The organism is Cryobacterium cryoconiti, assembly GCF_004403065.1.
In the GTDB taxonomy this organism is placed as follows: domain Bacteria; phylum Actinomycetota; class Actinomycetes; order Actinomycetales; family Microbacteriaceae; genus Cryobacterium; species Cryobacterium cryoconiti.
This window is the reverse complement of sequence record NZ_SOHA01000031.1, coordinates 1-11,515: the sequence shown is the minus strand read 5'-3', so window position 1 is coordinate 11,515 and position 11,515 is coordinate 1. Positions and strand designations below refer to the sequence as shown.

Below are 11,515 nucleotides of genomic sequence, written 5' to 3'. Positions count from 1 at the left end.
CGGGCGGCTGCGCGGACGGCTGCGCAAACGTCTGCGCGCCGGTCGCGGCGGAGCCGCCGGCTCCCGCGGTTCCCGCGGATCCCGTTGCGGCTGCGGCCCGATCGGCGGATCCGGGTGCGGCTGCGGCTGCCGCCGATCCGGCGGCTGCCGCGTTGGCGGTGGCGTCGGCCGGCATCGACCCGGGAATGGCAACCGTGGCCCAGCCGGTACCGGCGTCCGCGGAACTCGGAATCGCAGCGGTCGCCCAGCCGGTGACGGGTGCAGCGGCCGGATCGGGGTCGGCGTCGGCAGCCGACGCCTCCTCGGTCGCGGCAGCAGCGGCCCTCGGTTTCGTCTTGGTGCCGGCGGTCCCGGTTGCCGAGCCGGTTGCCGAGCCGGTTGCCGAGCCGGTTGCGGCAGGACTGTTGACGGCGGCGGTTGGTGCGGGCGAAGTTGGTGCGGGTGAGGTCGGTGCGGGCGAGGTCGGCGCTGCGGATGCCGGCGCACCGGAACCCGATGCCGGGCCGGAACCCGATGCCGCACCGGAACCCGATGCCGCACCGGAACCCGATGCCGCACCGGAACCCGATGCCGGGCCGGATGCCGGGCCGGAACCCGATGTCGGGCCGGACGCCGGTGAGTTCGGGGTGGCGGCGGCATCCGTTCTCGGGGACGAGTCGACGATCGCGGTGAGCTTGGGGGTGAACCCGAGCACCTCGTTGACGGCCCGCTTGAGGTAGTCGCCGACGCCCTGCCCGGGGGCTGCGGACTGCTTGAGTCCGGCGACGTCGTTCTGGCTCGGGAACGAGAGCACGAGCAGGTCGCCGCCGCGCAGTTCCATGGCGCGCGCGGTGTAGAGCACGAGCCAGGCGCTGATCTTGGCGGCCTTCACGGACTCCAGAACCTGCGGCCAGGCATCTTTCACCTGCTGGAGAGTGACGGGGCCGATGGGGCGGGGCGCCGTGGCGGGCGCAGCAGGGGCGGCAGGTGGAGCAGCGGCAGCGTTGGGAGCAAGTGCGTCCGTGGCGGCAGCAGGAGCCCCGGGTGCCGAGGAAGCGGCGGCAGCGGGCGGACGCACGACCTCCGTCGCCGCGACCGCAGCCGCGCGCGCGGGCGAGCCGGCCGGGCTGGTGCCGGGGGCATCCGTCGCCGGGATGTTGCCAGAGCCAGAGCCAGAGCCAGAGCCGGCGCCGGCGCCAGAGACAGAGCCAGCACCGAAGCCGGCACCGCCACCAGAACCGGCGGAGGAATCAGAACCCGAACCGGAGCCCGTGCCGACGCCGATGCGCCGCTCGAGGCGTTCGACGCGGGCGAGCGCGCCGCGGGTGGAATCGTCGCTCGCGGGGATGAGCACGCGGGCGATCATGAGTTCGAGGTGCAGGCGCGGGCTGGTGGCGCCGGTCATCTCGGTGAGGGCGGCGTTGATCACGTCGGCGGTGCGGGACAGCTCGGCCGGGCCGAACTTGGCGGCCTGCACGGCCATGCGGTCGAGCTCGTCTTGCGGAACGCCGCGCAGCACGGCGGCGGCACCGGCGGCACTCGTGGCGCCCACGATGATGAGGTCGCGCAGGCGTTCGAGCAGGTCCTCGACGAAACGGCGCGGGTCTTGCCCGGTCTGCACGACCCGGTCGACCGCGTCGAACGCGGCGGACGGGTCGCGGTCGGCGATCGCGTCGATGGATTCGTCGAGCAGCGACGCGTTCGTGTAACCGAGCAGGGCCACGGCCCGACCGTATTCCACGGAGTGTCCGTCGGATCCGGCCATCAGCTGGTCGAGCAGCGACAGGGTGTCGCGCGGGGACCCGCCGCCGGCGCGCACCACGAGCGGCAGCACGCCGGGCGCGACGGTCATCTGCTCGGTGTCGCACATCTGCTGCACGTATTCGAGCATCGGCCCGGGCGGCACGAGCCGGAACGGGTAGTGATGCGTGCGCGAACGGATGGTGCCGATCACCTTTTCGGGTTCGGTCGTGGCGAAGATGAACTTGACGTGCTCGGGCGGCTCTTCGACGATCTTCAGCAGCGCGTTGAAGCCCTGCGGCGTGACCATATGCGCCTCGTCGAGGATGAAGATCTTGTAGCGGTCGCGGGCGGGCGCGAAAATCGCACGCTCACGGATGTCCCGGGCGTCGTCGACACCGTTGTGGCTGGCCGCGTCGATCTCGACCACGTCGAGGGATCCGCCGCCGTCGCGGGAGAGTTCCACGCAGCTCGGGCAGACGCCGCAGGGCGTGTCGGTGGGACCCTCGGCACAGTTCAGGCAGCGCGCCAGAATGCGCGCGGACGTGGTCTTTCCGCAGCCGCGCGGCCCGCTGAACAGGTACGCGTGATTCACCCGGTTCGTGCGCAGCGCAGTCATCAGGGGTTCGGTCACCTGAGACTGACCGATCATCTCAGCAAAAGTCTCGGGCCGGTAGCGGCGATACAGGGCGGTAACCACGGGGTCAATCGTAGCCCGAGCCACTGACAGTGGCGTGTGGGGTGTGCGATGCCGGGCCCGTGGCGGGGCGGGGCCGGGTGGTGCCGGGCCTGTGGAGGGGCGGGCCGGCATCCGTTGCCTAGGAGCGGCGGGCGAGGACCTGGTCGAACTCGCCGGGGCGGTTGCTCACGATCACCTTGCCGAGGGGTGCGAGCGAGACCGGCACCATCTTGAAGTCGGCGATGCCGAGCGGGATTCCGATGATGGTCACGCAGAGCGCGATCCCCGAGATGATGTGCGCCAGGGCCAGCCACCACCCGGCGAGGATCACCCAGATCACGTTGCCGATGAACGAGAACGCCCCGCTCGTGGGCTTGGACACGACGGTGCGGCCGAACGGCCAGAGCGCGTACGCGCCGATGCGGAACGACGCGATGCCCCACGGGATGGTGATGATCAGCACGCAGAGCAGGATGCCCGCGGCCGCGTAGCCCAGGAAAAGCCAGAATCCGCTCAGGACGAACCAGATCACGTTCAAGAGTGTGCGCACGCCGGAATTCTACCCGCGCGGGTGGGGAGGAGGGGCGAGTGCGGCGGCGGCCGGGTGTGGTTCGGAGGCCGGGGTGAGCGGCAGCATCCGTCGCCGGGCGGGTCACGCTGAACGCGGAGATTTTCGCAACACGCCGCGTGCAGCGCCCCCGGATGCGGCGTGTCCCGACAATCTCCTCAGTAACGTGACTCCGGGGCCCAGACCAGGGCGGAAAGCGGCCCGAACGAGGCATGCAGCCGCGCACGAGCCCGCCCCCGCGCACGAGCCCGCCCCCGCGCACGAGCCCGCCCCCGCGCACGAGCCCGCTCTCGCACGGCGCTCCCCCACAGGTCGCCGGACCGCGATCTTCTGCACCGGTCAGCGCTGCCGCGGGAGCGGGCCGGGCCCGCGGGCATCCTGAACGGATGCGCTCAGCTGCGACCCTCATCTGCACCCTCGGCCACGCCGCCACCACCGACGAGCTGCTCAGGCACGGCGCCTCGCCCGCGCACCTGCGCACGGCCATTCAACGGGGGGCCATCGTGCGCGCCGCGCGGGGCGTCTACCTCTGCGCCCACGCCGACCGCGACCAGCGCGATGCCGCCGCTGCCCACGCTCGGATCAGCTGCCTCAGCGCGCTCCGCCGGGCGAGGGTCTGGGCCGGACTCGACCGGTCGTTGCACCTGCAACTGCCCGCCCACGCCGGCGGCAGCCGGCCGGGGCGCGACCACGGCGGCAGCCCGATCCGGTACCACTGGGCGCACCCGCGGTTCCCGGGTTCGGCCGAGCGGTCCTGGCTGGTCTCTCCGATGGAGGCAGTATGGCAGGCCATCCACTGCCTCGACGAGGAACATGCGATCGCCTGCCTCGAGTCGGCCGTGCACGAGGGCTTCCTCACGATCGACCAGGTGCGCGAGCTGTGCGGCCGGGCGCCGGCTCGGCTCGCGGGCGGAATCCAGGAGCTGGAATTCACCTCGGGCTCGGGCCTGGAGACGATCGTTCGGCGCAGGCTGCGACACGCGGGCTACTCGGTCGTGGCGCAGCAACACGTGACGGGCATCGGCGACGAAGACCTCGTCGTCGAGGACTGTGTCGCCCTCGAAACCGACGGCGAGAAATGGCACGGCCCCGACCGTTTCCACGCCGACCGCACCCGCGATCTGAAGACCGAGGCCCTCGGCCGCCGGGCCATCCGCCTCACCCACGATCAGATCCTCTACGAGTGGGAGACGACGCTCGCCGCCATCGCGCGCGTTGTCGAGGATGCCCAGCGCGCCCGGTCCGGCCGCTTCGGCCGCCTCCTCACCCGCCTCGGCGACCCGCTCTGAACCCCTCCGCCCGCACCGTCCGCACAACCCGCGCCGCCCGCACCCGAGGCGGCCGCGGGACCACGTCCGGGGGCACCAGGCCACACCGTTCCCAACGTAATTGAGGAGATATTCGCGACACGCCGCATCCGTCGCCACCGGATGCCGCGTGTCGCCAAAAACTCCGCAGTTACGTCACCCCGCGGGCAGCCCCAGAGCCGAGTCCCGCACGCACCCCGGCCACCGCGCCAACACCCCCCACCAACGACAATCGGCCGCCCCCGAACCCGGAGACGGCCGATCAGCACGCGCAAAGCGCGACGAACTAAAGAACTAACGAACGAACACCCCTCTACAGGGCAGACGGATGCGTGCGGCTGATCGTCGCCAGCGTCTGACGGGCGATCTCCAACTCCTCGTTCGTCGGGATGACGAGCACCGTCACGCGCGAGTTCTCCGTGGAGATAACGCGCGGCTTGCGGGATTTCGCCTCGTTGAGCACGGGGTCGATCTCGATGCCCATGCCCTCGAGCCCGGCCAGCGCGCCGGCGCGAACGATCGGCGAGTTCTCGCCGACACCCGCGGTGAAGACGATGACGTCCACGTTGCCGAGCTGCGCGTAGTAGTTGCCGACGTAGCCCTTGATCCGGTGGAAGTACACGTCGAGAGCGGCCTGGGCGACCGGATCACCGGCCACTGCGGCGTCCTCCACGTCGCGCATGTCGCCGTTGCCGGCCAGGGCCAGCATGCCGCCGCGGCGGTTGAGCAGGTCGTCGAGCTCGGCGGTGGTCATGCCGGCGCGGCGGCGCAGGTGGAAGATCACGGCCGGGTCGATGTCGCCCGAGCGGGTGCCCATGACGAGGCCCTGCAGCGGGGTCATGCCCATCGAGGTGTCGATCGATTCGCCGCCGTCGACGGCACACACGGATGCGCCGTTGCCCAGGTGCAACACGATCGTCTTGAGCTCGGCCAGCGGCTTGTCGAGGAAGGAAGCCACGGCTTCCGACACGAACTTGTGCGAGGTGCCGTGGAAACCGTACTTGCGCACGCGGTAGCGGGTGGCCAGGTCCTTGTCGATGGCGTAGGTGTACGCGGCCGGCGGCAGCGTCTGGTGGAACGCGGTGTCGAAGACGGCGACGTGAGGCACGTTGGCGAAGCTCGCACGGGCGGCACGGATGCCCTGAACGGCGCCCGGGTTGTGCAGCGGCGCGATCTCGGACAGGTCCTCGATGTTCAGCTCCACCAGGTGGGTGACCTCGGTCGGCTCGAAGAAGCGGTTTCCGCCCTGCACCACGCGGTGGCCGACGGCGATCAGGTTCGCCTCGGACAGCTTCGGCCCGTGCTCGGCGAACGCCTCGATCATCACGGCGAAGCCGGCGGTGTGGTCCACGATCGGCAGGTCGCGTTCGGTGCGGCCGTCCTTCGCGGTGCCCACGTTGTGGCGCGAGTGGCCGATCGGCTCACCGATGCGCTCGACGAGCCCGCTGGCGAGTTCGGTCTCGGTGTCCATGTCGATCAGCTGGTACTTGAACGACGACGAGCCGGAGTTGACGACCAGGATGGCGGTCATGCGGACACCGCCGCTGCGGCCGAAGCGGACGCGCCCGCGGCGGACGCGGTCAGCGTCGCGGCTTGGATCGCGGTGATGGCTACGGTGTTGACGATGTCTTGCACTAGTGCTCCTCGAGAAAGGTCATTGATGGGTTTGCGCAGCCCCTGGAGCACGGGGCCGATGGCCAGGGCTCCGGCACTGCGCTGTACGGCCTTATACGTGTTGTTACCCGTATTCAGGTCGGGGAATATGAAAACGGTGGCGCGGCCGGCAACAGCCGAACCGGGCATCTTGGTGGCGGCGACGGCGGCATCCGCTGCCGCGTCGTACTGGATCGGCCCTTCGATCAGAAGGTCGGGGCGACGCTCCCGCACGAGGGCGGTGGCGGCTCGCACCTTGTCCACGTCGGCACCCTGACCGGACTCGCCGGTCGAGTAGCTGAGCATGGCGATGCGCGGCTCGATGCCGAACTCGACGGCCGTCTCCGACGCCGAGATGGCGATGTCGGCGAGCTGCTCGGCGGTGGGGTCCGGGTTGACCGCGCAGTCGCCGTAGACGAGAACTTTGTCGGCGAGCGCCATCAGGAACACGCTGGACACGACCGAGACTCCCGGACGCGTCTTGATGATCTCGAAGCTGGGCCGGATGGTGTGCGCGGTCGTGTGGGTTGCCCCGGAGACCATGCCGTCGGCGAGGCCGAGCTGCACCATCATGGTGCCGAAGTACGAGACGTCGGTGACGACATCCATGGCCTGCTCGACCGTGACGCCCTTGTGGGCGCGCAGCAGGGAGTAGGCCTCCGCGAACTTGTGGCGCAGCACGTCGTCAAAGGGGCTCACGACCTGCGCCTTGGCGATGTCGAGGCCGAGGCCGATGGCGCGCGAGCGCACCTCGAACTCCTCGCCGAGGATGACGATGTCGGCCACGTCGCGGGCCAGCAGGGTGGCGGCGGCGCGCAGCACGCGGTCGTCGTCTCCCTCGGGCAGCACGATGCGCTTGCGGTTGGTGCGCGCCCGTTCGAGCAGCGTGTACTCGAACATCAACGGGGTGACCACGTCGGCCCGGCTCACGCGGAGCCGGTCCAGCAGCACGGATGCCTCCACGTGGCCTTCGAAGAGAGCCAGCGCCGTGTCCCGCTTGCGCTGGGAATCGGCGGCCATCCGCCCGGGCGTGTGCGTGATGCGCAGCGCCGCGTCGTAGGAGTTGAGCTCGGTGCGGATGATCGGCACCGAGGAGTCGAGCCCCTCGACGAGGCGTTCGATCTCGTCGGGCAGGGGGAACCCGCCGACCAGCACGATGCCGGCGATCGACGGGAACGTGGCGGACGAATTCGCCATCAGCACGGCCAGCAGCACCTGGGGCCGGTCGCTGGGAACCACGACCACGGCGCCGTCGAACAGCCGCGGAAGCACGTTCACCATCGACATGGCCGCGACGACCACGCCGAGCGCCTCGCGGGTGAGCAGCGCCTGGTCACCCTTGATCATGGTGCCGTTGGTGGCCTTGAGGATGCTCTTCATGCTGGGAGCAACCAGGTACGGGTCTTCGGGCAGAGCCCAGACCGGCACCGCGCCGCGGCCGTCGCCGGGCTTCACGTCGGCGTCGACGACGCTGCGCACGGCGCCGATGAGATCGTCGAGACGGCTCGGGTCGGCCCGGTTCACGATCACGCCGAGCAGTGAGACGTGCTCGTAGCGCAGCTCGGCCAGGGTGACGTCGGTGAGCTGACGGATGTCCTCCGGCGTGCGCGGGTCGCTCTGCCCGAGCTGGCGGTCGCCCTGGGTCAGCGCGTCGCGCTGGCCGGGACCAACCCGCCCGCCGAGCACCAGCAGCACCGGCACCCCCAGGTTCGCGGCGATGCGCAGGTTGAAGGCGAGCTCGGTGGGACTGCCGACATCCGTGTAATCGGAGCCGATGACGACCACGGCATCGCACTGCGCCTCGATGGCCTTGTAACGCTGCACGATGCGGCCGAGGGCCGCGTCGGGGTCGAGGTGCACCGCGTCGTAGGTGACGCCGACGCACTCGTCATAGCTCAGCGGAGGCTGGGTGCTCAGCGCGGACGCGCTCGACAGGTGCGAGAGCAGCAGCTCGAGCACGTAGTCGGGGTGGTGCGCCGAGCGGGCGACGGGCCGGAACACGCCGACGCGCTGCACCGAACGGAGCAGGGTGTCGAGCACGCCCAGGGCGATGGTGGATTTGCCGGTGTTTCCCTCGGCAGAGGTGATGTAGATGCTGTCAGCCACGGTTTATACGTTATCTCCGCCGGTGGAGACACCGGCATTGTCGGGGGTCACGCCGACGCCATCGGCGTCCCAGACCCATTCGGTGACGGCGGGGATGTCTTCCCCATGGTCGCGGGTGTATGTGCGGGCCCGGAGGCGGGCATCCTGCATCTCCTGGCGAAGCAGGGCGGCGCGGGCGCCGAGGCCGGGAACCCGGTCGATGACGTCCATCACCAGGTGGTACCGGTCGAGGTCGTTGAGCATGACCATGTCGAACGGGGTGGTGGTGGTGCCGTTCTCCTTGTAACCGCGGGCGTGCAGGTTGCCGTGCCCGTTGCGCTTGTAGGTGAGGCGATGGATCAGCCACGGATACCCGTGGTAGGCGAACACGATCGGCTTGTCGGCCGTGAAGATGGCGTCGAATTCGTTGTCACTGAGGCCGTGCGGGTGATCCGCCTCGGACTGCAGGCGCATCAGGTCGACGACGTTCACGACGCGCACCGCCAGGTCGGGCAGCCATTCCCGCAGGATGGCGGCCGCGGCCAGCACCTCGAGGGTGGGCACCTCACCGGCGGCGGCGAGCACGACGTCGGGCGACGTGCCGAACTTCTCGGTGCCGGCCCAGTCGAAGATGCCGAGGCCCCGCTTGCAGTGCGCGACGGCCTGATCCATGGTGAGCCAGTTCGGCGCCGGCTGCTTGCCGGCGACGACCACGTTGACGTAGTCCACGCTGCGCAGGCAGTGGTTGTAGGTGGCGAGCAACGTGTTGGCGTCGAACGGCAGGTAGACGCGCACGACATCCGCGCTCTTGTTGACGACGTGGTCGATGAAGCCGGGGTCCTGGTGCGAGAACCCGTTGTGGTCCTGGCGCCAGACGTGCGAGCTGAGCAGGTAGTTCAGGCTCGAGATGGAGCGGCGCCATGGGATCTCGCGGGTGACCTTCAACCACTTCGCGTGCTGGTTGAACATCGAGTCGACGATGTGGATGAATGCCTCGTAGCAGTTGAACAGACCGTGACGGCCGGTGAGCAGATAGCCCTCGAGCCAGCCCTGGCACTGGTGCTCGCTGAGCATCTCCATCACGCGGCCGGCGCGGGCGAGGTTGGTGTCGCCCTCGTGGAATTCCGCGTTCCACTGCTTGTCGGTGGCCGCGTAGACGGCCGGGGCGAGGCGGTTGGATGCCGTCTCGTCGGGTCCGAAGATGCGGAAATTGTCGGGGTTGTCACGGATGACGTCGGCCAGCCAGGTGCCGAGAACCTTGGTGGCCTCATCGGTGGTGGCGCCCGGGGAGGGAACCTCCACCCCGTACTTCTTGAAGTCGGGCAGCTTCAGCGCCCGGCGCAGCAGCCCGCCGTTGGAAACAGGGTTCGCGCTCATCCGCAGGTCGCCGACCGGTGCCAGTGCGGAGACCTGCGCGGCAGGGGCGCCGTCGGCGTCGAAGAGTTCTTCCGGCCGGTAGGAGGCCAGCCACTCTTCGAGCAGCCGGGTGTGCGCCTCGGTGTCGCGGGCGTTGCTCAGCGGCACCTGGTGCGACCGCCAGGAGTCGACGACCTGCACCCCGTCGATGACGGGCGGGCAGGTCCAGCCCTTGGGCGTGCGCAGGATGATCATCGGCCAGCGCGGGCGTTCGGTGTCGCCGGCGAGGGCGCGCGCCTTGATCGCGGCGATCTCGTTGAGCACCTCGTCGAGGGTTTCGGCCATACGCTGGTGCACGAGCAGGGGGTCTTCGCCGTCGAAGCCGCCGGCGACGATGTACGGCTTGTGGCCGTAGCCGCGCATCAGGTCGAGGAGTTCCTCTTCCGGGATGCGGGCGAGCACGGTGGGGTTGGCGATCTTGTACCCGTTGAGGTGCAGGATCGGCAGCACGACGCCATCCTGAAGCGGGTCGATGAACTTGTTCGAGTGCCAGCTGGTGGCCAGCGGGCCGGTCTCGGCCTCACCGTCGCCGACGACCGCGGCGACCAGCAGGTCGGGGTTGTCGAACGCGGCGCCGTAGGCGTGGCTGAGTGCGTAGCCGAGCTCGCCGCCCTCGTGGATCGAGCCGGGGGTTTCGGGCGAGGCGTGGCTGGGAATGCCGCCGGGGAATGAGAACTGGCGGAACAGGGCCTTGACGCCCTGCTCGCTCTGGTCGACGCCGGAGTAGATCTCGGAGTACGTGCCGTCGAGATAGGCGTTGGCGACCATGCCGGGGCCGCCGTGGCCGGGGCCCGTGACGTAGAGGGTGCTGATGGACCGTTCCTGGATGGCGCGGTTCAGGTGGGCATAAAGGAAGTTCAGACCCGGGGTGGTTCCCCAGTGGCCCAGCAGGCGAGGTTTAATGTGGTCCCGCGTGAGCGGCTGACGCAGTAACGGGTTGTCGAGCAGGTAGATCTGCCCCACCGAGAGGTAGTTGGCGGCCCGCCACCAGGCATCGACGCTGGCGAGCGCCTCAGCGCTGAGCGGATGCGGGGACCGGTCCGGCCAGAGAAAGGGAGTAGCGGATATTTCAGCCATTGGTGCCTCCAAGCACGGTCGGGGCGTTAACTGCGCGTTCCCATCTTAGGAGATGAGGCGAAATCGTTATCATTGCTAACGGCCTGGTGTTGGAGGCATGGTGTTTCGGTGCTGCCGGCAGGTGGTTCGGGCATGCGGCCTCGGGGCTGCGGGCATGAAAAAGACTCCTCGCGCACCCACCAGAGCCCGGTTACCCTTGCTACGTTTCCGTCCTGGGGGAGTTGGCCGAGATGGCGCCACACGAGGAGCCGACCCTCAGTTTAGACGCAAAGTCGGCGAGGGCGAAAACTGCCGATTCGGGGCATCCGGAACGGGTGTGCGCGGAGGCCTCCGGAAACAGGTAAGATTCTCTAGGTCGTTCCCTTCGGGGAACGTTCGGCCAGGAGAATTCGCCTAGTGGCCTATGGCGCACGCTTGGAAAGCGTGTTGGGTGAGAGCCCTCGGGGGTTCGAATCCCCCATTCTCCGCCAGACTTTTGTGTGCAGCAGTAGAAGTAGACCGGATGTCGGTCTCGGTCTCGGTCTCGGTCTCGACAGGCTCGACCACCGGCGTCTCGGTCTNCGTCTCGGTCTCGACAGGCTCGACCACCGGCGTCTCGGTCTCGACAGGCTCGACCACCGGCGTCTCGGTCTCGACAGGCTCGACCACCGGCGTCTCGGTCTCGACAGGCTCGACCACCGCCCCGGGTGCGACTCCCCCGCGGGACTGCCGAGTTTCCGCACCCGATTGGGGCCAACTCAGAGGATCCGGGCCGCGCGGAGGCATCCGTCGCCCGATTCCGGGCAGAATCCGCCGCCGCAGCCGTCCCGGATTTCGTGAGTCACCCCCCACCCCCGTGCATAACTCCTGCAAATCCTGCCGAATGTGCCCGATTCGGCCCCAAAACAGCCCTCCGGAACGAAATTGCAGGAGTTATGCACGGGGGCGGGGCGACGGGCGGCGAGCAGCGGGCGGCGAGCGGAGCGCTAGTCGGCGAGGGGGCGGCGCGGCGCCCGCGGCGCGGGGGGCGGC

The 11,515-nt window shown here is 69.5% G+C and carries 6 protein-coding genes, 1 tRNA gene and 1 other RNA gene; 2 read left to right on the top strand and 6 right to left on the bottom strand.

The features are described from left to right. Together E3T49_RS10075 and E3T49_RS10070 are read right to left on the bottom strand one after the other, a co-directional pair. Window positions 1-2,371 (bottom strand): DNA polymerase III subunit gamma and tau (locus E3T49_RS10075; RefSeq protein WP_241972755.1); only part of this gene is annotated, 2,371 nt, incomplete at its 3' end. A gap of 166 nt (window positions 2,372-2,537) precedes the next feature. Further along, on the bottom strand, window positions 2,538-2,948 hold the full coding sequence (locus E3T49_RS10070; protein ID WP_134424782.1) for a YccF domain-containing protein: 411 nt from the start codon (window positions 2,946-2,948) through the stop codon (window positions 2,538-2,540). Window positions 2,949-3,352: 404 nt separating this feature from the next. On the opposite strand from E3T49_RS10070, the gene E3T49_RS10065 reads away from it, so the two are divergent. Then, window positions 3,353-4,255, top strand: a complete 903-nt coding sequence (locus E3T49_RS10065; protein ID WP_166785519.1) for a type IV toxin-antitoxin system AbiEi family antitoxin domain-containing protein — start codon at window positions 3,353-3,355, stop codon at window positions 4,253-4,255. 331 nt (window positions 4,256-4,586) lie between these two features. Here E3T49_RS10065 and E3T49_RS10060 read toward each other — a convergent pair whose 3' ends face one another. The 4 genes from E3T49_RS10060 to ffs form a co-directional block, all read right to left on the bottom strand. Further along, window positions 4,587-5,804 (bottom strand): acetate/propionate family kinase, encoded by a 1,218-nt coding sequence (locus tag E3T49_RS10060; protein ID WP_134424780.1) that lies wholly within the window; start codon window positions 5,802-5,804, stop codon window positions 4,587-4,589. Continuing rightward, on the bottom strand, window positions 5,801-8,032 hold the full coding sequence (gene pta / locus E3T49_RS10055) for a phosphate acetyltransferase (protein WP_134424779.1): 2,232 nt from the start codon (window positions 8,030-8,032) through the stop codon (window positions 5,801-5,803). Before pta ends, E3T49_RS10060 begins: the two co-directional genes overlap by 4 nt. A gap of 3 nt (window positions 8,033-8,035) precedes the next feature. After that, window positions 8,036-10,504 carry a phosphoketolase family protein gene (locus E3T49_RS10050; protein WP_134424778.1) on the bottom strand — a complete coding sequence of 823 codons (2,469 nt, stop codon included), beginning with the start codon at window positions 10,502-10,504 and terminating at the stop codon, window positions 8,036-8,038. A 156-nt stretch (window positions 10,505-10,660) separates the two neighbouring features. Beyond that, window positions 10,661-10,757: signal recognition particle sRNA small type (ffs, locus tag E3T49_RS10045), an RNA gene on the bottom strand. A gap of 129 nt (window positions 10,758-10,886) precedes the next feature. Here ffs and E3T49_RS10040 point away from each other — a divergent pair. After that, window positions 10,887-10,974: transfer RNA gene (locus E3T49_RS10040), tRNA-Ser, on the top strand. Window positions 10,975-11,515: the final 541 nt, after the last annotated feature.

Excerpts from the sequence above, each read along its gene's own strand:
- E3T49_RS10065 (WP_166785519.1), top strand. The coding sequence starts at position 3,353 with ATGCGCTCAGCTGCGACCCTCATCTGCACCCTCGGCCACGCCGCCACC.
- E3T49_RS10060 (WP_134424780.1), bottom strand. The coding sequence starts at position 5,804 with ATGACCGCCATCCTGGTCGTCAACTCCGGCTCGTCGTCGTTCAAGTAC.
- E3T49_RS10050 (WP_134424778.1), bottom strand. The coding sequence starts at position 10,504 with ATGGCTGAAATATCCGCTACTCCCTTTCTCTGGCCGGACCGGTCCCCG.